The organism is Mesorhizobium sp. M0243 (assembly GCF_040321775.1).
In the GTDB taxonomy this organism is placed as follows: domain Bacteria; phylum Pseudomonadota; class Alphaproteobacteria; order Rhizobiales; family Rhizobiaceae; genus Mesorhizobium.
The window spans coordinates 186,348-206,130 of the sequence record NZ_JAMYSF010000008.1 but is presented as its reverse complement, the minus strand read 5'-3'; the positions used below and the strand labels follow the sequence as shown (position 1 = coordinate 206,130).

The 19,783-nt window shown below is 64.0% G+C and carries 19 protein-coding genes; 2 read left to right on the top strand and 17 right to left on the bottom strand.

The window, feature by feature from the left end:
- Positions 1-3: 3 nt before the first annotated feature.
- From NKJ11_RS13660 to NKJ11_RS13605, 12 genes are all read right to left on the bottom strand, one after another.
- Entirely contained in the window at positions 4-1,206 is a 1,203-nt protein-coding gene (locus NKJ11_RS13660) for a pyridoxal phosphate-dependent aminotransferase (protein ID WP_352793511.1), read from the bottom strand.
- A complete protein-coding gene (locus NKJ11_RS13655) occupies positions 1,203-2,822 on the bottom strand; it encodes a hydantoinase B/oxoprolinase family protein (protein WP_352793510.1) in 1,620 nt (539 codons plus the stop codon). The genes NKJ11_RS13660 and NKJ11_RS13655 overlap by 4 nt, the downstream gene beginning before the upstream one ends.
- Positions 2,819-4,912 carry a hydantoinase/oxoprolinase family protein gene (locus NKJ11_RS13650; protein WP_352793508.1) on the bottom strand — a complete coding sequence of 698 codons (2,094 nt, stop codon included), beginning with the start codon at positions 4,910-4,912 and terminating at the stop codon, positions 2,819-2,821. The genes NKJ11_RS13655 and NKJ11_RS13650 overlap by 4 nt, the downstream gene beginning before the upstream one ends.
- Complete coding sequence (locus tag NKJ11_RS13645; RefSeq protein ID WP_128303173.1) at positions 4,909-6,579, bottom strand: thiamine pyrophosphate-binding protein; 1,671 nt, start codon at positions 6,577-6,579, stop codon at positions 4,909-4,911. Before NKJ11_RS13645 ends, NKJ11_RS13650 begins: the two co-directional genes overlap by 4 nt.
- Before the next feature lie 95 nt (positions 6,580-6,674).
- Positions 6,675-8,105 (bottom strand): FAD-binding oxidoreductase, encoded by a 1,431-nt coding sequence (locus NKJ11_RS13640; RefSeq protein ID WP_352793507.1) that lies wholly within the window; start codon positions 8,103-8,105, stop codon positions 6,675-6,677.
- A 32-nt stretch (positions 8,106-8,137) separates the two neighbouring features.
- On the bottom strand, positions 8,138-8,902 hold the full coding sequence (locus NKJ11_RS13635) for an amino acid ABC transporter ATP-binding protein (RefSeq protein ID WP_352793506.1): 765 nt from the start codon (positions 8,900-8,902) through the stop codon (positions 8,138-8,140).
- A gap of 11 nt (positions 8,903-8,913) precedes the next feature.
- Positions 8,914-9,993 carry an amino acid ABC transporter permease gene (locus NKJ11_RS13630; protein WP_023810151.1) on the bottom strand — a complete coding sequence of 360 codons (1,080 nt, stop codon included), beginning with the start codon at positions 9,991-9,993 and terminating at the stop codon, positions 8,914-8,916.
- 3 nt (positions 9,994-9,996) lie between these two features.
- Complete coding sequence (locus NKJ11_RS13625) at positions 9,997-11,160, bottom strand: ABC transporter permease subunit (protein ID WP_352793505.1); 1,164 nt, start codon at positions 11,158-11,160, stop codon at positions 9,997-9,999.
- Between the two features lie 82 nt (positions 11,161-11,242).
- Positions 11,243-12,277 carry an amino acid ABC transporter substrate-binding protein gene (locus NKJ11_RS13620; protein WP_023810153.1) on the bottom strand — a complete coding sequence of 345 codons (1,035 nt, stop codon included), beginning with the start codon at positions 12,275-12,277 and terminating at the stop codon, positions 11,243-11,245.
- 86 nt (positions 12,278-12,363) lie between these two features.
- Positions 12,364-13,314 (bottom strand): LysR substrate-binding domain-containing protein, encoded by a 951-nt coding sequence (locus NKJ11_RS13615; protein ID WP_352793504.1) that lies wholly within the window; start codon positions 13,312-13,314, stop codon positions 12,364-12,366.
- A gap of 95 nt (positions 13,315-13,409) precedes the next feature.
- Positions 13,410-14,159, bottom strand: a complete 750-nt coding sequence (locus tag NKJ11_RS13610) for an SDR family NAD(P)-dependent oxidoreductase (RefSeq protein WP_127271850.1) — start codon at positions 14,157-14,159, stop codon at positions 13,410-13,412.
- An 11-nt stretch (positions 14,160-14,170) separates the two neighbouring features.
- Complete coding sequence (locus tag NKJ11_RS13605; protein WP_352793502.1) at positions 14,171-14,881, bottom strand: SDR family oxidoreductase; 711 nt, start codon at positions 14,879-14,881, stop codon at positions 14,171-14,173.
- Between NKJ11_RS13605 and NKJ11_RS13600 the strand changes: the two genes are divergently transcribed.
- The gene (locus tag NKJ11_RS13600) at positions 14,865-15,128 is read left to right on the top strand and encodes a hypothetical protein (protein WP_128303176.1); all 264 of its coding nucleotides are present in this window, start codon (positions 14,865-14,867) and stop codon (positions 15,126-15,128) included. The genes NKJ11_RS13605 and NKJ11_RS13600 overlap by 17 nt on opposite strands.
- A gap of 43 nt (positions 15,129-15,171) precedes the next feature.
- Here the strand turns inward: NKJ11_RS13600 and NKJ11_RS13595 are convergent, their stop codons facing one another.
- From NKJ11_RS13595 to NKJ11_RS13575, 5 genes are read right to left on the bottom strand one after another with little or no spacing between them, the layout of a single operon-like run.
- Positions 15,172-15,960, bottom strand: a complete 789-nt coding sequence (locus tag NKJ11_RS13595) for a FadR/GntR family transcriptional regulator (RefSeq protein WP_032908872.1) — start codon at positions 15,958-15,960, stop codon at positions 15,172-15,174.
- A 50-nt stretch (positions 15,961-16,010) separates the two neighbouring features.
- A complete protein-coding gene (locus NKJ11_RS13590) occupies positions 16,011-16,376 on the bottom strand; it encodes a RidA family protein (protein WP_502905794.1) in 366 nt (121 codons plus the stop codon).
- Positions 16,377-16,389: 13 nt separating this feature from the next.
- Positions 16,390-17,196 (bottom strand): SDR family NAD(P)-dependent oxidoreductase, encoded by an 807-nt coding sequence (locus NKJ11_RS13585; protein WP_128303177.1) that lies wholly within the window; start codon positions 17,194-17,196, stop codon positions 16,390-16,392.
- Positions 17,189-18,001 (bottom strand): shikimate dehydrogenase family protein, encoded by an 813-nt coding sequence (locus tag NKJ11_RS13580; RefSeq protein WP_352793501.1) that lies wholly within the window; start codon positions 17,999-18,001, stop codon positions 17,189-17,191. Before NKJ11_RS13580 ends, NKJ11_RS13585 begins: the two co-directional genes overlap by 8 nt.
- Positions 18,002-18,006: 5 nt before the next feature.
- Positions 18,007-18,897, bottom strand: coding sequence for a 2-hydroxy-3-oxopropionate reductase (locus tag NKJ11_RS13575; protein ID WP_352793500.1), 891 nt, complete (start codon positions 18,895-18,897; stop codon positions 18,007-18,009).
- Between the two features lie 110 nt (positions 18,898-19,007).
- Here NKJ11_RS13575 and NKJ11_RS13570 point away from each other — a divergent pair, with 110 nt between their 5' ends.
- The gene (locus NKJ11_RS13570; protein ID WP_128303178.1) at positions 19,008-19,772 is read left to right on the top strand and encodes an HpcH/HpaI aldolase family protein; all 765 of its coding nucleotides are present in this window, start codon (positions 19,008-19,010) and stop codon (positions 19,770-19,772) included.
- Positions 19,773-19,783: the final 11 nt, after the last annotated feature.

The following is a 19,783-nucleotide window of genomic DNA, read 5'->3' as shown; positions in this document are numbered from 1 at the left end:
GATCTACTCCACTTGCGCGACGGCGGCGTTGATGCGCGCGATCGCTTCGGTCAGCACCTCTTCGCCGGTCGCGGTCGAGATGCGGAAATAGGGTGAAAGTCCATAGGCGGCGCCCGGCACCGAGGCCACGCGCCCTTCGTTCAGGAGATAATTCGCCACTGCCGTGTCGTCCTCGAGCACGACGCCTTTTGGGGTCCTGCGGCCGATCAGGCTGGCGCAGCCAATATAGGCATAGAAGGCGCCTTCCGGTGGCGAGAGCGTAAGACCGTTGATTCGCCTGATGCCGTCGACGACAAGGTCGCGGCGCGCCTCGAACGCCTGCCGAAAGCGCGCCACCTCGTCCTGGGGGCCGTTGAGCGCGGCCACCGTCGCCGCTTGCGCGATCGAGCAGACGGACGTGCAGGACTGGCTCTGGATGGTCGCCATCGCCCTGGTGAGCGGCGCCGGCCCGGCGGCATAGCCGACACGCCACCCGGTCATCGCATAGGATTTGGAGACGCCGTTGACGATCAGGGTGCGGTCCCTGAGTTCCGGGCAAGCCTTGCCGAAGGAGACGAAGTCGCGTCCGTCGAACAGGATGTGCTCGTAAATCTCGTCGGAAAGCACCAGCACCTGCGGATGCCTTGCCAAAACCGCTCCGAGTGCCCGCAGGTCCGATTGCGAATATATGGCGCCGGAGGGGTTGCCGGGCATGTTGAGGAACAGCCATTTCGTCCTTGGCGTGATGGCTTTTTCGAGCAGCTCCGGCGTCAGCCGGAAGCCCGAAGTTTCCGGGCACTCGATAACGACAGGCGTGCCGCCGAGCAGCTTCACCATCTCGGGGTAGGAGACGAAGTAGGGCGCCGGCAGGATCGCTTCGTCACCAGACTCCAGCGTCGCCATCAGCGCGTTGAAGATGATCTGCTTGGCGCCATTGGCCACGACGACGTCGTCCGCCGTGTAGTCCAGTCCGTTTTCGCGGCGGAATTTGCCGGCCACGGCTTCGCGCACCTCGGCCGTGCCGGCGGCACCCGTGTATAGCGTCTGGCCAGCCTTCGCGGCAAAATGCGCCGCTTCGATGATGTGGCTCGGTGTCGGGAAATCCGGCTCGCCCAAGCCAAGATCGATCACGTCGACGCCCTTGGCGCGCAGGGCCTTGGCTGCTTGCGAAGCAGCCATGGACGCCGAAGGCTTCACCGCAGACAGGCGCGAGGCAATGTAGCTCATTTGCCGTTCTCCGAAATGTATTCCTTGGAGCGGTCGTTCGCCCGCGCCTCGGTGCTGCGCTTGGACGGATCGCCATAGCCGCCGCCGCCCGGCAATTGGAGGATCAGCCGACGGCCGGCCGGAACATGCTGCCAACCTTTGGGTCGCATCTGCGTGCCATCGTCCAGCCTGACCACGCCGGCCACTCCAGGCCCGCCGCCGTTGCGTCCGTGGGCGGGATGATTGACGCGGTCGAACATGGCCGAAAAGTCGAATTCATGGCCCTCGATCGCCTCGATTTCGATAACCTGCCCGAGCCCGCCGCGGAACTCGCCGTCGCCGCCGGAATCGGGCCGCAGCTCCTTGCGCCAGATGACGATCGGGCCGGTGTGCTCCGTTGCCTCGATCGGCATCGTATGGACGCCGGAGGGGAAGGCCGTCGCCGACAATCCGTCGAGGCCGGGGCGCGCGCCCATGCCGCCGGAATTGAACATCAGCACCTCGGCGCGGCGGCCCGAACCGCCGGAGACCGGCCGAACCGAGATATGGATGTTCCACAGTGCGCCGGCGCCCTCGGCAAGGATCTTGCCGGGCATCGCCTTGGCGATCGCGCCGAGCACCAGATCGGGAACCATGTGGCCGAAGATGTGCCTGAGCGCCACCGGCGCCGGCCGCACGGCGTTCAGGATGTTGACCGGAGACGACACGGTGAAGAAGGCGAGCGACGCGGCATTGTTAGGAATATCGGGCGCCACCACGCATTTCAACGCGTAGCAGGCATAGGCCTTGCTGTAGATGATCGGGCAGTTGATGCCCCATCGGCTCGTCGGGTCGGTACCGGTGAAATCGACCTCGACGCCGGCGTCCCGAACCGTGACGGTCGCCGCGAGCTTCACCGGCTTGTCGTAGCCGTCGGTCACCAGCGCGTTCGACCAGCTGCCTTTGGGCATCGCCTTGATGCGTTCGACCATGGCGTCGCGGGTGCGCGAGAAGACGAACTCGCCAAGCCCGTCCAGCGATGCCAGGCCGATCTCCTTCATCATGTCGACGAGGCGTCGGTGGCCGACTTCGTTGCAGGCGGCGAGCGAATAGAAATCGCCGACGACCTGGTTCGGCTCGCGGACGTTGGCGCGCAGGATCCTGACGAGATCGAAATTGACCTTGCCCTTCTCCGCGAACTTCATGATCGGGATCTGGATACCTTCCTCGTAGACCGACTTGCCGTCAGCGCCGAAGCCGCGCCCACCGACATCGACCACATGCGCAGTGCAGGCGAAGAACGCAACCAATTCGCCGTTCAGGAACGACGGCGACACCATGGTGATGTCGTGCAGGTGGCCCGTGCCCAACCAGGGGTCATTGGTGACGTAGGTGTCGCCCTCGAACATGGTTTCGCGCGGGATTTCATTCATGAAATGCAGCACCGCCTCGGCCATGGTGTTGACATGGCCGGGCGTTCCCGTCACCGCCTGTGCCAGCATCTGGCCGCGGGGATCGAACACGCCCGCCGACAGGTCGCCGGATTCGCGCACCGATGTCGAGAAAGCCGTGCGCAGCAAGGTGAGGGCCTGCTCCTCGACCACCGAGATCAACCGGTTCCACATAACCTGCATGCGGATTTCACTGATGTCGCTCATGCCTGGCTGCCTTTGCGGATCAGAAGGATTGCGCCGTCGCTCTGGATGACGGCGTCGAAGCTCGTGGTGACGACGGTGGACGTCTCGCGTTCGACGATGATGACCGGGCCCGCCACCCGATCGCCGGTGCACAGCCCCTCCCGTTCGACGATGCCATAGGTCCGTGGCGCACCGCTGGCCGGATCGAACACCGCGCGGCTTGTTGCCGGCTGAGTGGTCCGCTTGCCGGTGATCAGCTCGTGCCTGGCGACAGCAGGCCGGACATCCGTCGCCTTCACGGACCAGGTGACGATCTCGATTTCCAGGCCGCCAAGTCCTTCGATGGCGCGGCCGAAGAAGCGTTGGTAATTCGCCTGGAACAAATCCTCGAGCGTGGTTGCGGCATCGTTGCCGAACGGCTTGTCCGGCAGCGGCACGGGGATTTCCCAGCCCTGGCCGGCGTAGCGCATGAAGGCGGTGATTTCGCATGTGATCGTACCGTTGGCCCCTGCCCGCACGAAGCTTTCGGCTGACACTTTGAGGTCGTCGAGCAAAGCATTGGCCTCGGCCGGCTTGAACTGCGACAGCCGCGTCAGCCGGGATGCCAGGGCTTCGTAGCCGAACGGAGCCTTGAGGAAGCCGATCGCCGATCCGACGCCCGCGCCCTTGGGGACGATGCACTGGTCGATGCCGAGTTTCTCGCAAAGCCTCGCGGCGTGAAGCGGGGCCGCGCCACCGAAGGCGATCATCACGTTGTCGGAAATGTTTTTGCCGTTTTCGACGGCATGGACGCGGGCGGCATTGGCCATGTTCTCGTCCACCACCTCGCAGATGCCGAAGGCCGTCGCCATGGCATCGAGCGACAGGCGTTCGCCGACATCGCGCAGGATCGCCTGTTCGGATGCGGACGTGTCCAGCCTGATGGCGCCGCCGGCGAAATTGTCGGGATCGAGCTTGCCGAGCACCAGGTCGGCATCTGTGATGGCCGGGCGCCTGCCGCCGCGGCCGTAGCAGGCCGGGCCAGGTTCCGATCCGGCACTTTCGGGACCGGTCTGGATGCGGCCCATGGCGTCGACCCAGGCGATCGAGCCGCCGCCGGCGCCGATCTCGATCATCTCGATCACGGGAATGGAGATCGGCATGCCGGAACCTTTGCAGAAGCGATAGGTACGCGCCACTTCGAAGGTTCTGGCGGTGCGCGGCGCATAATCCTCGATCAGGCAGATCTTTGCAGTGGTGCCGCCCATGTCATAGGAGACGACCTTTTCCAGGCCGAATCGCCTGGCGATGTCGGCGGCGAAGATGGCGCCGCCGGCCGGGCCGGACTCGACGAGGCGCACGGGAAATTCCGAGGCCGTCTCCACCGAGATCAGACCGCCGCCCGAATGGATCATGAAGACCGGGCACTCGGCGCCCATCTCCTTCAAGCGCGTCTGGAAACGCGCGAGATAGTCCGCCATCTGCGGCCGCACATAGGCGTTGGCGCAGACCGTGTTGAAGCGTTCGAACTCGCGCATCTGCGGCGAGACTTCGGCGCTGATCGAAATCGGGATGGCAAGCTTGCGGGACAGGATAGCGCGTGCCCGGCGCTCATGATCAGGGTTGGTGTAGGCATGGATGAAGCCGATCGCCACGGAGCCGAAGCCGCCGGCCCCGATCCGGTCGGCAATGCCTTCCAGGGCGGCTTCGTCGAGCGGCTGAAGCTCCTGGCCTTCCGCGCCGATCCGGCCCTTTACCGTGAAACGGTGCTCGCGCGGGATTAGCGGCGCCGGCAGCTGCAGGTCGAGGTCATACTGCTCGAAGCGGTTTTCCGTACGCATCTCGATGACATCGCGGAACCCTTCGGTGGTGACCAGCGCGGTCCTGGCGCCACGGCGTTCGATGAGCGCATTCGTCGCCAGCGTCGTGCCGTGGATGATGATGCCGATCTCGGCAAGCGCGATACCGGCATCGCGCGTGACGACGGCAATGCCGTCCAGGATCGCCTGCTCGGGCGCCGCATAATTGGTCAACACCTTGGTGGAGAAGATCGTTCCCCTGAGGTCGAGCGCGACGTCGGTGAACGTGCCGCCGATGTCCGCGCCGAGACGGATGTCGTCTTTGGAGGTCATGCCTTGGCCTTCTGGGAAGCGAGCGCGGCGTCACGCATCTGGGAAAGGGTCTGTCGGGGCGTCAGCGCTTCGGGAGATATGGCGATGTCGAGGACCGCTCCCGTCACGGATCCGAGCGCCCGATCGAACGCCGCCGCGAAATCGCGCGTCGCCTCGATCCGCTCGGCATGGAAGCCATAGGCCTTTGCCAGTGTCACGAAATCAGGGTTTTCGAGCGACGTGCCCGAAACGCGCGCCGGATAGTGGCGCTCCTGATGGGCGCGGATCGTGCCGTAGATGCCGTTGTTGAGGATCAGCACGATCGGCTGCGCGCCAGCCTGCATGGCGGTTCCGAGTTCCTGGCAATTCATCTGGAAGTCGCCGTCGCCGGCAAAGCAGACGACCGTGCGTTCTGGAAACGCAACCTTGGCGGCAATTGCCGCCGGCAGGCCGTAGCCCATGGCGCCAGACTGCGGGGCGAGCAGCCGTGCGTCCGGCCCGAACTTGAAGAACTTGTTCGGCCAGACGGTGAAATTGCCGGCGCCGTTGGTGAGAATGACGTCGGCAGGCAGGTTTTCGCGCAGCCAGGCGCTGACCTCCACCATGTCCACCGGGCCGGGCTGGACGGGCGCGCCGAATGTCCCTTCATAGGCTTTGCGGGCCGTCGCGCGCCAGTCCGCCCAGCCGCCTTTGACGGGCGTCAACGCCCGGGCGAAAGCGTTCGGCCCGGCATGGATACCGATGGCCGGCACATAGATCTTGCCGATCTCGCGATCGGAGCCATGGGCATGGATCAGTTTCTGGCGCGGCAACGGCACGGACAGCAGCGTATAGCCGTCCGTGGTCATCTCGCCGAAACGCACATTGACGGCCAGGATCACGTCGGCGTCGCGGAGCAGGGCTTTGACATGCGCCACCATGCCGACGCCGGCCTCGCCGACAAAGACCGGCGAATGGTTGTCGAACTGGTCCTGATAGCGAAAGGCCGCCACGACAGGGATGTCGGAAACCTCTGCGAAAGCCTGTAGCGCCGCGCGTCCGTCCACGGTCCAGTTGGCGCCGCCCATGAGCAGGACCGGCCTCTCGGCCTTGGCCAGCAGCCTGAAGGCCGAAGCGATCGCTTCCGGCGCCGGCGCCGGCTCGAAAATGGCCACCGGTGCGCTGAGCGGAGCCGCTTCGGTCATGGTGGTCAGCATGTCCTCGGGCAGCGCGACCACGACGGGACCAGGTCGTCCGGTCAATGCGGTCGTCCATGCCCGCGCCACAATCTCGGGCAGGCGCGCGACATCGTCGATCTCGACCGCCCATTTGGCGACCGTGCCGAACACCGCCCGGTAGTCGATTTCCTGAAACGCTTCGCGGCCCTTCATGTCGGTGCCGACCTGGCCGACGAACAGGATCATCGGCGAACTGTCCTGCATGGCCGTGTGAACGCCGATGCTGGCGTTGGTGGCGCCTGGGCCGCGCGTCACGAAACAGATGCCTGGCGAGCCGGTAAGCTTGCCGTAGGCCGAGGCCATGAACGCCGCGCCGCCTTCATTGCGGCAAAGCGTGTAGTCCAGCTTTCCCTGCGTGTCGTGCAGCGCGTCCAGGACGGCCAGATAACTTTCTCCGGGCACGCCGAAGCTCCTGGTCGCGCCAAGCCCGATCAGGCACTCGACGAGAAGGCGGCCGCCATTGCGGATCATGCTTCGACATCCTCACTTTGGCGGCAGGTCGATCGAGCCTGCCTTCGGTTCATAGGTGCACGCAGGCGGTTCGGGGCGAAATCAAGAAATGCCGCCTATTCGAAAGTTTTTCTTTGCCGAGCAGCGTGCACCAGCACGCCCGGATTCATCGTTCCCCGTGGATCGAATGCATCCTTGAGCCGCGCCATGAGTTCGCGCTCCAACGGACCGCGGTTTCGGTCGGCCGTGGCGACCTTGGCGCGGCCAAGTCCATGCTCGGCCGCGAAACTGCCGCCCATTTCCGTGGCAAGCGACGATAGCGCCTCGGCGAACCGCTCGGCCTTGCCGTCAAAGCCGGCGCGGCCTTCCGGCGGCGACAGGTTGTAGTGGATGTTGCCGTCGCCGAGATGCCCGAATGGGTTTATCCGCACGCCGGGAAGAATGTCGTCGCAGATCTCTGCGCCGGCCTCGACGAAACGGGCGATAGCGCCCGGAGGCACCGAGATGTCGTGCTTCAGCTGCTCGCCTTCCAGCCTCTGTCCTTCCGGTTGCTCCTCTCGCAGCCGCCAGAATTGTGCGCGATGCGCGCCCGTCGCCGCCAATGCTCCGTCCAGCACCAGGCCTTGCTCCATCCCCCACTCCAGCGCCGAAGCCAGTATCTCGTCGAGTGGAACGCGGGGGGCGCCCGATGCCAGTTCGACCAGCACATAGACCTCGCCGCGTGCCTCCAACTGGTAGGCTAGGTCGGGCAGGTGTTTGAGGGCCAGTCCCAGCCCGATGTCGGAGAAGAACTCGAGGCCGGTCAGGAATTCCCCCGCCTCGCCCCGCAGAAAGGTGCCAAACGAAACCGCGGCAGCGAAACCGGGCATGACGACAAGCGCGCTCGCCTGCCGCCGCGGCATCGGGTAGAGCCGCAGGATTGCGCGCGTCACGATGCCAAGCGTTCCTTCCGCGCCGCAATAGAGCTTGCGCAACTGGTAGCCGGCATTGTCCTTCTGCACCGCGCGCAGCCCGTTCCATATCGCCCCGTCAGGGGTCACGACCTCCAGGCCAAGCACGAGGTCTTGCATCATGCCATATCGGAATGCCTGGCTGCCGCCGGCATTGGTGCCGACCAGGCCGCCGATCCTGGCGCTGCCTTCCGCGCCGAGATGCATCGGAAACATCAGGCCGTGCGGTTCCAGCGCCTCGTGCAGCGCGGCAAGCACGGCCCCCGCCTCGATGAGGATCGAGCCGCTGTCCAAGTCCGGTTTGCCGATCGCCGTCATGCGCGAAAGCGAAACGATCACCGCATCTGGCCGATCCGCGACGGCGCCGCCGCAAAGCCCGGTGTTGCCGCCTTGCGGCACGACCGCCAGTCCGGCCGCGTGGCATGCCTTTACGACACTGGCCACTTCGGAGGTGTCCGCAGGCCTGGCCACGCCCAGAGCCGCGACGCCGTAGCGATCGAGCCAATCGCGCTGATAGGGCCTGGCATCGCTGCCCGAAAGCCAGCCTTTCGGTCCGAGTATCTCGCGCAAGGCGGTGACGGGATCAGTCACGGACATGGCTGCGGCCTGACACGGGATCGTTGCATCGATCAGTGACCAAGCACTTGCGACAGGAACTGCCGCGTGCGCTCGTTGCGGGAGGAGGTGAAGAATTCATCGGGAGGCGCCTGTTCGACGATCTCGCCTCGATCCATGAAAATCACCCGGTCGGCAACCCGGCGCGCAAAACCCATCTCATGCGTGACGCAGATCATTGTCATGCCTTCGGAGGCGAGCGTGACTATGACGTCGAGCACTTCCGCGATCATTTCCGGGTCGAGCGCAGAGGTCGGCTCATCGAACAGCATGATCTCGGGCTGCATGCAAAGGGCACGCGCTATCGCGACCCGCTGTTGCTGGCCGCCGGACAACTGAGCGGGATACTTCATCGCCTGTTCGGGAATGCGTACCTTCTCCAGATAGCGCCGGGCGGTCGCCTCGGCATCCGCGCGCGGCACCTTGCGCACGATCATGGGCGCGAGCATGCAGTTCTCCAGCACCGTCATGTGTGGAAACAGGTTGAAGTGCTGGAACACCATGCCGACTTCCCGCCTGATCCCGTCGATGTTGCCGACATCGTCGTTGAGCTCGGTGCCGAGCACGGTGATCCGGCCGCCATTGTGCTGCTCCAGACGGTTGATGCAGCGGATCATGGTGGACTTGCCGGAGCCGGACGGGCCGCAGACGACGATCCTCTCGCCGCGATCCACGGACAAGCTCACCTTTCGCAGCGCCTGGAATGTCCCGTAATATTTGTCGAGATTTTCGATCAGCACCGCGGGGCCGCTGGATCGGGGCGAGTTTCCTGAAATCACGTAAACGCCCCCTATCGTTCGCCGACCGACATACGGCGCTCGAGAAAAGCGCCATAGCGGGACAGGCTGAACACGAAGATGAAGTAGATGAAGGCGATGAAGGCATAGACCTCGACATAGGCGAAGCGCCACTCGCCGGTGCCGTAGGCGGCATTGCCGGAGGCCAGGATCTCGAAGAAGCCGACGATGATCACCAGCGAGGTTTCCTTGAACGAGATCACGAACTGGTTGATCGTCGCCGGCAGCGCATTGCGCATGGCCTGCGGTAGAAGAATGCGGCCGACGCGCTGCCAGTAGCGCATGCCAAGCGCCTTGGCTGCCTCTTCTTGCCCACTGGGAACGCCCTGCATCCCACCTCTGACGATCTCCGCCTGATAGGCGGAAAAAAACAGGGCCGAGCCCAGGATCACCCGGTACAGCTTGTCGCCCACCAGCCATTGCGGCAGTGCGAACGGCAGCACGATGGCGAAGGTGAACAGGATCGAGATCAGAGGCAATGAACGCACCCCGTCGATGATGAGGCCGGTGGTGCGGGAAATCCATGGCAGGCCGGAGCGGCGCAGCAGCGCCAGGCAGATTGCCAGCGGGAAGCCGATCAGGCAGGTGGTCACGAAGATGAACAGGGTCAGCGCCAGTCCGCCCCAGGCCTCCTCGCCGACATAGGGCAGACCAAGCACGCCGCCCTTCATCAGCACGTAGAAAAGCGCCGTTCCGGCTCCCCATACGAGTGCGATGCGGCGACCCGTCCAGAAGGCCGGAATGCAACTTAGCACCGTCATGACCACGACGGTCAGGCAAGCCAGGGCCGACCGCCACTGCTCGTCATAGGGATAGAGGCCGAACAGGATGATGCGCCATCGCGCGGCAATGACCGACCAGCAGGCTCCCGCCGCCGCCTGACAGGCTTCGGGTCCGCCGCTCGTCGTGAAGACGGCCGAGAAAACCGCCCAATTCAGGAGCTTCCAGACCAGGAAGACCATGATCGCCAGGGAAGCCAGCGACAGCAATGCCTGCAGGGGTGTCGCAAAGAAGCGCCGCCTCAGATCCTCGATCTTTCCAAGGGCAGGAGGGGCGACAACGACCATTTCCATCCCTCACCCCCTCAACTGGTTGCCCTTGAGGGCGATTGCTTTGTTGATGCGGTTGAAGATGGCGGCGAGGCTGAGGTTGATGGCGAGGAAGCCAGCCATCAGGATGCCGATCGCTTCGATTGTCTGGCCGGAATGGTTGATCGTCAGCGCCACGATCATGAAGAAATCCGTGAAGCCCACCGCGATGCCCATTGTGGTCGCCTTCATCAGCCAGACATACTGGTTGGCGAGGATTGGCAGCATGGCGCGTAGTGCCAGCGGCAGCCGCACCAGCATGAAGACCCGCCACGGGCCGAGGCCCAGGGAAAGAGCCGCCTCGACCTGGCCCTTGCCGACAGCCTTGAACCCGCCGCGCACGATCTCGGCGATGTAGGAGCCGCCATAGATGGCGATCGCGATGGCCAGTGTCGCAAATTCCGGCGGAATGCGCAGGCCGCCTCTCAGATTGAGACCTTGCAGCGCCGGGAAATCGAGCAGCGGCAAGTCGGCCAGGCGGCCGGCCACCAGAACGACGGCCGCGCAGGCAAGTGCCGCCGCCGCGCCGGCAAGCTGGATGCCGCCACGCTGGCCGACCGGCAGGCTGAGGCGCGATGTCCTGCCCAGCCAGATCGGCAGCGCGATGGCGGCAATCACAGCCAATGTCGCCGCAGCGAGCGCGGCGCTGCTGACATTGGGGAACGGAATGTAAAGCCCCCTGCTGGTGAGGAGAAAGCCCCATCCCTCATGCGCGGCGCGCGGCGTCGGCAGATGGGTGATGACGGCATACCAAAAAAAAACCTGGAGGATCAGCGGGATGTTTCGGAAGATGTCCACATAGGTGCGGCCGAGCAGCCGGGCCAATTCGTTCGAGGATGTCCGCGCCAGGCCGACGATCGTTCCCACGATCGTCGCCAGCGTCAGGCCGACGGTTCCCAGAAACAGCGTATTGATGATCCCGATGAGGAAGTACCACCAATAAGGATCGTTCGCCGTGGCGGGCAGCAGCGAGAAGTTCAGGTCCCAGCCCGTCGACTTGAACAGGAAGTCGAATCCGGAGGTGATCCCCTGCGCCGCCAGGTTCTGTCTGGCGATCGCAATGCCGGCAAGCACCATCGCGACGATCGAGCCGACATACAGGACCTGCAACAGTGCGTTGCGGACTTTTTGATTTCTCAGCAGGCTGACCATTCAGAAATCCTTCCCGAATTGCCGCGCGGTCCCGCCCGGTGGGAGCCGGGCGGGACCTGGAGTGGGATGCGTTCAGAACGGATCAATCGACAACCAGCGGGAACAGGACACCGCCATTGTTCCACAAATTGGTCAGTTCGCGATCCATCTTGTAGGGCGAGTCCTTGCCGAGATCGCGATCGAAGATTTCGCCGTAGTTGCCGACGTTCTTGATCACCTTGTAGGCCCAGTCGTCGGAGAGCCCGAGACCTTTGCCCATGCCTGGCGTGACGCCGAGGAATTTGGCGACCTGCGGTGAGGTCGGCTTGGCCTTTATCTCGTCGACGTTCTTCGAGGTAATACCTTCCTGCTCGGCAAAGATCAGCGTGCTCAGCGTCCAGTTGGCGATGTCGACCCAGTTGTCGTCGCCTTGCCGCATGATCATGACTTCAGGCTCGACGGCGAGCACGTCGGGCAGAATGACGTGGTCGTCGACCTTGCTCTTGGCGATGCGCGCAATGGCCAGTGTCGGACCCCACTGCGCATAAAGATCGCAGCGTCCCGAGAAATAGGCCTGCTCGAGCTCCTCGGTCTTCTCGATGAGCACCGGTTCGAGCTTGATGCCGAGCTTGGCCGTATAGGCAGCGACCTGCTGTTCCTGCGAGGTGCCGGCGGGAATGCAGATCGTGCCGCCTGCGGCATCCTTGAGCGACTTGAGGTTCAGCTCCTTGTGCGCCATCACCTTGGTGGTCCCGAGATAGTAGGACATGGAGAACTGCAGCCCAAGTTCGGTGTCGCGGCTGAGCGTGCCGCCCGAGGCCTTGATGATGATGTCGACATCGCCGGACTGCAAGGCCGGCCAGCGCTGGGCCCAGCTGATCGGAACGACCTTCAGCTTCGCCGGGTCGCCGAACACGGCCGCGGCTACCGCCTTGCAGAGATCGATGTCCATGCCCTTCCAGTTGCCCTTGTCGTCCACCTCGGCGAAGCCGAGATAGGAGCCGTCATGGCCGGTGCAGTTCAGCATGCCGCGTGCCTTGACGGTTTCGAGCGTCTTGCCGCCGGCGGCTTCCGCCGGCGCCGCAAAATGCACGAGGCCAAGGGCCAGGGCCGAAGCCCCCCATTTCATCATTTTCATGTTCCGTCTCCACTGTTGAGGTTGTTTGGTTTCTTGTTGTTGGAGGCCCGAAAAGCGTCTTTCAGGCCTCGGTCTCGAAGCCGCTTCTAGTCGGAAAGCGGGGCCGGTTTCGGTAACGAGGAAATCGTGAGGTCGCCGCGCCAGTCCTGCTGAGCCAGCCATCGGTGAAGTGCGGCGACCGCCTTCACACGCAGATGTCCGCGCGGGACGACAAGATAGAAGCCCGGGACTTCCTCTGGCTTCATATCAGCAATGGCGTCGCGGCCGATCGGCGCGACCAGCGTGCCCGCCCGGAAATCTTCCTCGGCGTCGATGACGGAAACCAAGCCCACACCTATGCCTTGCAAGGTCGCCCGGCGCATGGTCGCGGCGTCGTCGAAGCTGATGCTGCGGTCGCCATCCGTCAGTTCCACGCCAAGGTGGCGCAATATGTCCGGCCACAGACGCTTCGACTTGACGGTGTCGAGCAACGTGAACTGTGTCAGATCATGCGCCGACTTGATCCTTTCGCCGATCGCCGGCGTGCAGCAGATGATCTTCGGGTCCGGCACCAGCAACGTGGTTTCATAGTCGGACCAGTTGCCGTAGCCCCACTGGACCGTCATATCGATATCGTCGCGCCCGAAATCGGGCAGGTCGACCATCGTCGTCAGGCGCAGATCCGCGCCCGGCACGATTTCCCGGAACAACGAAAGCCGCGGCAGGAGATAGTGCGTGGCGAAGTATGGGCTCGCATTCAGGTTGATGCGGTCCCGATAGTTCGACTTGGTGACGCGGCGAACGCCTTCGGCAAACTCGTTGAAGCCGGCCTTGACATAGTGCGACAGAAGAATGGCCGACTCGGTCAGTTCGATCGACCGGCCCTTACGCTCGAACAGCGTTACCTGGAGCGTATCCTCCAGAAGCTTGATCTGCTGTCCGACGGCCTGCGGCGTGACCAGCAATTCATCCGCCGCCTGCCGAAAGCTCTTGTGCTGCGCGACCGCGTGGAACACGCGCAGAGCATTCAGCGAGGGAAGGCGCAGCTTGCCGGTCATCGAAAATCCCGTTCCTTTCCCTGCTTGTGGCCGGTCGGTCATGCACTGCCTCGGTCATGCACTGCCAGAGTTCAGTCGCCTGCGGCGAAACAGGCTCAGGCGTATATGTAACCACCTGAAACAATTACGTTTTCACCGGTCATGTAAGTGTTCTTGGGGCTGCCCGTCATCAGCACCCATTCGGCAATTTCCTTTGGCTCGGCACCGCGGCCGAGCGGGCTCGCCTTGGCCAGTTCCTCCAGGAAGCCGAGCGCTTTTGCCTTCTCCGTCGCCATGCCGGCCGGCGCCACCGAATTCACCAGAATGCCGTCCTTCGCCACGTGATGGGCAAAGGATCGGGTAAGGCTGACGACGGCGGCCTTGGTCGCCGCATAATGAGCGTTCTGCGGATGCGCCTTGAAGGCGTCGACCGAGGTCAGGTTCACGATCCGCCCGCGGACGTGGCTCTTCGGCTCCTGCGATTGCATGTGGCGAACCGCCGCCACCATCATGTGGTAGGTGCCCTTGATGTTGATGCCGTTGGAGGCATCCCAGTCGGCGTCGGTGATTTCGAGGAGCGGGCGGCGAGGGTAGATCGCGGCACAATTGATCAGCGTGTCGACGCGCCCGAGTTTCGAAACGATCGCCTCGAATGCGGCGTGGCACTGTGGGCCTACCTGGATGTCGCAAAGGGCGGTCGCGGTAGGCAGTCCGCTGGCCTTCGCGGTCGCCAGCGCGGACTCGGCGGCTTCCTGGTTGATGTCGATGATGCCGATCTTTGCCGCCCCGGCCTCGACAGCCATCTCGGCTAAGAGGGCACCGAGGCCGGCACCACCGCCAACGATCAGAACGGAAAGATCTTTCATCCCGGTTTTCCTTACTTGGTACCGCTTGGCGAGGTTGGCCAAGTCGGCATGATGTCGAAACGGGTAACGTCGGCCCATGCGGGGAGCCCAAGCACAGCGACGACCATCCTGGCCACGTCATCCGGTTGCACCACTTTGCTGGCGTACATGGCTGCGCGCGCGTTGGCGTCGAGGATGTCCTGGTAGAGCTGCGTCTCGACACGGCCGGCAACGATCTCGGTGACGCGTACGCCTGATGGGGAGAGGTCGGCGCGCAGCGCTGCTGCAAAGCCTGATATCGCCGCCTTGGTCGCTGAATAGACGGCAATGTTGGAGTATGCCGCGTGGCCCGCTGTGGAGCCGGTGAACAATATATGCCCGGACTGCCGCTCGCGCATTTGCGGGACGACGAGGCGCGTGAGCAGGATTGCCGCGCTGAGGTTCACCTCGAGCGTGGTGTCGATGTCAGCGATCTTCATATCGGCGAAGTTGCCGAGCGGCGGCATGACCCCGGCATTGTTGATCAGCACGTCGATGGTGAGATCCGCCAGGGCCGCTTCCAGGGCCTCGCGGTCGGTGACGTCGACGGCAATCGGCACGATGCCGGACCGCTGTGCCTGCAGCTCCTTGAGCGCGGCCTGGCTGCGCCCGACCGCATAGACGTCGTAGCCGGCGTCGCTCAGCGCGATCGCTATGGCCCGCCCTATGCCGCTCGTCGCACCGGTGATGAAGGCTGTCGTCACGTGGACTTTCCTGATTGTCTGTTTTCAGTTTGCGGCCCGGGCCGATGCCGCGAAACCAAGAAAACCAGCAAAAAGGAAAGATAAACTTTCGAAAATTTCGAACGCCTCCAAAATCCCTTGGGGTGTTGGTTTAACCGCAGCAGCCGAAAACCCAGGGAAACGCTGGCAAGCTGGCGCCTTCAACCCTTGGGAAACCCGCGCAGCCGGTGACGGAACAAAAAACACGGCTTTCGCAACGGATGTCTAATTTTCGGCTCAGGCGCGCCGATGCGATCGAATTCGCCGAGGCCTCATCCGCCTGTCGAGACAGGCCTTTTCATGTCGGTGAAAAGTGAGGCCGCCGCCGCCTTCTGCTCGGCTTCGATTGCCTCCACGCCAGAGGCTCGGGCCAGGGCGCGCACCCGCCCGAGGCTGTTGTGCAGGTGCTTGCGCATGGCCTGGCGGGCGGCGCGGCCATCCTGCCTTTCGATGGCGTCGACGATCGTCTTATGTTCGCTGTGTATGCGCGCGTAGTAGCTGTCCTTGAGTTCGGGCGTGACCAGATAGCCGAGCTGGAAGCGCGGCACGATCATCGGCCCGAGATAGCCTAGGAAACCGTGGATGAATTCATTTCGTGCCGCCTTGGCGATCGCCAGGTGGAAATCATAGTCGTAGTGGATCTGGACGACGGCGGGATCGGCCTGCTGGGCGTCGACCTGTTCCATCAAGGTGCGGATCACGCTGGCTTCCGCATCGGTGCGCCGTTCCGCGCACAATCCCGCCGACTCCACCTCGACGCTCAACCTCAGCTCGAGCAGCGCAATGGTTTCCGGCAAGGTCCTGAGCGCTTCGTCCGGTATCGAGAAGTTGCGCGGCGCCGGCGTCTCGCTGACGAACATGCCGCGCCCCTGCTGCGGCACCACCAGGCCTTCGGAACGTAGTCGCGCCACAGCTTCCCGCACCACCGTGCGGCTGACATCGTACTCGGCGCAAAGCTCCGCCTCTGTCGGCAATTGCGCGCCGGGCAGCAGCTGTCCGGAACGGATCTTCTCGGACAGGCTCTCCGCCACGACGGTGGAAAGCGGCTTGCGCTTCGTCATCAGTCTCCCTCTCGCCAGATTCGGGATGATGCCCGAACCGGCAGGACCATTCAAACCGCCGCGGTGACGATCAGTTCGACCAGCATTCCGGGCTTCGCCATCCGTCCTTCGCCCGATGAGCGCGCCGGTGCGTGCTCCCCGGGCATCCAGGCGTCCCACACCGCGTTGACTTCGTCGAAATCCCTGATGTCGTCCAGCCACATCTGCACATGAAGGATGCGGGTCTTGTCCGTGTCCTCCTTGCCAAGCAGCGCATCGATCTTGCCGAGCACCTCGCGCATCTGGTCGGCCGCGGACTGGCCGGGCCTCGCGACCTGGCCGGTGAGGTAGAGCGTGCCGTTATGGATGACGCCGTGGTGGATGCGGGTATCGAAGTCGAAGCGCTGGATGTCGCTCACTGGCCGGATATTGCTCACTGGATTATCCTTGTCAGATAGCCGGCGTTTGCCGGATGGGATTTCCCTGCAGATATTGTGCGTAAGGCGCCTGAACCAGCCAGCCGGCGTCGACCGGCAAGGTGACGCCGGTAATCGAAGCGGCGCGCTCCGAGCAGAGGAACAATGCCGCCTCGGCGACATCGCGCGGCTCGACGAAGCGTCGCAGTGCCGTGGTGGCCTGTATGGCTTCGGGGTTGCGTTCACCCTTGGCGATCTTGGTCTTCAAACCATCGGAAAGTGTATAGCCGGGCGCGACCGCATTGACGCGAACGCCATGCGGGCCGAGTTCGGCGGCGAGGATCTGGGTCAGGGCCAGGACCGCATGCTTTCCCGGCGTGTAGGCCGGCAGCGACAGCGGCGCGAAAGAGGCGAGCGAGCCGACATTCAGGATCGCGCCTCGCCGGGCGGCCGACATCAGCCGGCCAAACACCTGGCACCCCAACAGCGTGCCGCGATAATTCACCCGCCACATCTTCTCGTCCTCGTCCAGATCCTGATCAAGGACGTACTTGCCGCTCTGCAAGATGCCGGCGCAGTTGACGACGACGTGAGGCGTGCCGAACCCGTCGCTGACAATCCGTGCCAGAGCCTCGACTGAGCCGCTATCTGCTACATCTGTCTGGACAAACAGCGCACGCGGCGCGCCTGCCGCCTGGCAGGAGCCGGCCGCCTCATTGCCCCTCGTCGCATCCCGGCCGGAGACGACCACATGATAACCGTCTTCGGCGAAGCGCTGCGCGATAGCGCGTCCGATGCCGGACGTGCCGCCGATGACGACGGCAGTCGGTGTCTCAGCCATGGCCGCGGTCCTTGCCTTCGATGTCGAAGAATTCGGACATCGCCCGGACCTGGAAATCCATCATCGGGCGTCCCGGTTGAACGCGGCAGCCGACCCCCTTGGCCGCCCGCAGCAGAGCGGTTTCCGCAGGCTCCATGATGATGTCCACGACCGTCATATCCGGGGTCAGCCGGCTGACGTCAAGCGGCAGCGGATCGCCGGCATGCATGCCGACAGGTGTGGCGTTGATCGCCATATGCATGCCGGAAGGCTCGGCCTCTCCGACCTGGATGCGGCATTTCGGGAACGCGCGGCCAACCAGCGCCGCCAGTTTCTCGGCACGCGCCGTATCGATGTCGGTAAGGCGGATTTCGTGGGCGCCGGCTTCCGCGAGACAATAGGCGAGCGAGGCACCGGCGCCACCGGCACCGACTTGAAGAATGCGGCGGCCGGCGATCTGATGTCCGTTTGCCTTGAGCGCATCGATGAAGCCGACGCCGTCGAAATTGTCGGCATACCAGCTGCCATCCGGCAGCCGTCGCACCGAGTTGGCGCTTTCCACCCGCGCGGCGCGGTCATGCGCGGCGGAGCATTTGTGGTAGACCGCAACCTTGTACGGCACCGAAATGATCACGCCCCTGATATTCTCGGCTGCCGTGATGCCGGCCCAGAAGGTCTCGAAATCCTCCGGGCGGCAGCTCAAGGGCACCATGAGGCTGTCGAGGCCCTTCTGCTCGAAGATCTCGTTGAATATGCCGGGGCTCTTGGCATGGGCCACGGGATGGGCCAGCATCACGAAGATCTCGGCCTTGCCGGTTCCGCGCATCGGTTTTACTCCTTTTCTTTTGACAGTTCGTGGCCGCTGAGGATCTCCAGCGCCCGGACGAGAGACGAGTGATTGGCCTCGGCGCCGCCTGGATGGCCTGAACAGGCATTCATCAGTTGCTGCGCCATGGCGGTGTTCGGCAGCGCCACGCCAAGGACGCGGGCGCTGTCAAGCGCCAGGTTGAGATCCTTCTGGTGGAGCTTGATGCGGAAGCCTGGGGCGAAGGTCCGGTCGATCATGCGCTGGCCATGCACTTCCAGGACGCGGGAAGCGGCGAAGCCACCCATCAGGGCGCCGCGCACCTTCGTCGGGTCGCACCCGGCCTTGCTGGCGAAGACAAGCGCTTCGGCCACGGCCTCGATGTTGAGCGCGACGATGATCTGGTTGGCGATCTTGCAGGTCTGCCCGGCGCCATTCTGCTCGCCGATCAAAGTGACGTTCTTGCCGAGTGTCTCAAAGATCGGCAGCGCCCGCTCGAACTCGGCGGCCGGGCCGCCGACCATGATGGTGAGGCTTGCCGCCTTGGCGCCGACCTCGCCACCCGAGACCGGGGCGTCGAGGTAGCCGGCTCCCTTATCTCGCAGTTTCGCCGCGAACGCCGCCGTGGCGATGGGGCTGATCGAGCTCATGTCGACGACCAGCTTGCCGGCTGACAGTCCTTCCAGGACGCCGTCCTCGCCCAACAGGACGCGTTCGACGTCAGGCGTGTCGGGCAGCATGGTGACGATGATCTCGGACCGCCGTGCCACTTCGGCGGCGGACGCGACGACCGATGCGGTCAGGCCCTGCGGTAGAGGGGAGCGATTGAGAACGGTGACGATCTCATGCCCGGCATCGGCCAGGTGGCGCGCCATCGGTGCTCCCATGACGCCAAGCCCGATGAACCCGATCCTCATTCTCCAGCTCCCATTCAAAAGTCCGTACATCGCATCTTGCAGCGTTTTGTAGCCATATGATATAGGACATCATACAAATTTCAATCCAGATGATTGGAGATGATGGCAAGATGCAAGAACGCCTCAACACGCTGAAAGCTGCCACAGCGGCTGGCCAGGCTCACATCGGCATCTGGTGCTCGCTGGCTTCGGCGCTCACCACGGAGATCGTCGCCGGCTCCGGAGCCGATTGGGTGCTGATCGACGGCGAGCACAGCCCCAACCATCTGCGCAGCATCATGGCGCAGCTTCAGGTGATGGGCGGCTTCGACAGCGAGGCTGTCGTCAGGCTGCCCTCCGACGATCCCAATCTGATCAAGCAGGCGCTGGATATCGGCGCACGCAGCCTGATGATCCCCAATGTACGGACCGCCGATCAGGCCCGCGCCATCGTCGCGGCAATGACCTATGCGCCCGGCGGATTTCGCGGCTTCTCGGTCGGTCACCGCGCCAACGCCTTCGGCCGCATCGCCGGCTACCACGCCAAGGCGCGTGAGCAGCAGCTTCTCGCCGTGCAGATTGAGGATGAATTGGGCGTGGCGAATGCCGCCGAGATCGCGGCGGTCGACGGCGTCGACGTTCTCTTCGTCGGTCCCGGCGATCTTTCCACCAATATGGGCGCGATGGGCAATCCCGGCGCGGCACATGTCCAGGAGGCAATCTCGTCCGTGCGTCAGGCCGCAACGGCGGCAGGCAAGGCAAGCGGCATCCTGGCGCCGGCGAGGGCCGATGCCGACCGCTACCTTGCCGAAGGCTTCACCATGGTTGCCGTCGGTTCGGACCTTGGCCTTCTTGCGCGGGGCTCGGATGCCCTGATCGCTTTGTTCAACCAGTAGCTTGGAGTCGG

Coding starts and splice junctions, on each gene's coding strand:
- NKJ11_RS13660 (WP_352793511.1), bottom strand. CDS start 1,206: ATGAGCTACATTGCCTCGCGCCTGTCTGCGGTGAAGCCTTCGGCGTCC.
- NKJ11_RS13655 (WP_352793510.1), bottom strand. CDS start 2,822: ATGAGCGACATCAGTGAAATCCGCATGCAGGTTATGTGGAACCGGTTG.
- NKJ11_RS13650 (WP_352793508.1), bottom strand. CDS start 4,912: ATGACCTCCAAAGACGACATCCGTCTCGGCGCGGACATCGGCGGCACG.
- NKJ11_RS13645 (WP_128303173.1), bottom strand. CDS start 6,579: ATGATCCGCAATGGCGGCCGCCTTCTCGTCGAGTGCCTGATCGGGCTT.
- NKJ11_RS13640 (WP_352793507.1), bottom strand. CDS start 8,105: ATGTCCGTGACTGATCCCGTCACCGCCTTGCGCGAGATACTCGGACCG.
- NKJ11_RS13630 (WP_023810151.1), bottom strand. CDS start 9,993: ATGGAAATGGTCGTTGTCGCCCCTCCTGCCCTTGGAAAGATCGAGGAT.
- NKJ11_RS13625 (WP_352793505.1), bottom strand. CDS start 11,160: ATGGTCAGCCTGCTGAGAAATCAAAAAGTCCGCAACGCACTGTTGCAG.
- NKJ11_RS13620 (WP_023810153.1), bottom strand. CDS start 12,277: ATGAAAATGATGAAATGGGGGGCTTCGGCCCTGGCCCTTGGCCTCGTG.
- NKJ11_RS13615 (WP_352793504.1), bottom strand. CDS start 13,314: ATGACCGGCAAGCTGCGCCTTCCCTCGCTGAATGCTCTGCGCGTGTTC.
- NKJ11_RS13610 (WP_127271850.1), bottom strand. CDS start 14,159: ATGAAAGATCTTTCCGTTCTGATCGTTGGCGGTGGTGCCGGCCTCGGT.
- NKJ11_RS13600 (WP_128303176.1), top strand. CDS start 14,865: ATGAAGGCTGTCGTCACGTGGACTTTCCTGATTGTCTGTTTTCAGTTT.
- NKJ11_RS13595 (WP_032908872.1), bottom strand. CDS start 15,960: ATGACGAAGCGCAAGCCGCTTTCCACCGTCGTGGCGGAGAGCCTGTCC.
- NKJ11_RS13585 (WP_128303177.1), bottom strand. CDS start 17,196: ATGGCTGAGACACCGACTGCCGTCGTCATCGGCGGCACGTCCGGCATC.
- NKJ11_RS13580 (WP_352793501.1), bottom strand. CDS start 18,001: ATGCGCGGAACCGGCAAGGCCGAGATCTTCGTGATGCTGGCCCATCCC.
- NKJ11_RS13575 (WP_352793500.1), bottom strand. CDS start 18,897: ATGAGGATCGGGTTCATCGGGCTTGGCGTCATGGGAGCACCGATGGCG.
- NKJ11_RS13570 (WP_128303178.1), top strand. CDS start 19,008: ATGCAAGAACGCCTCAACACGCTGAAAGCTGCCACAGCGGCTGGCCAG.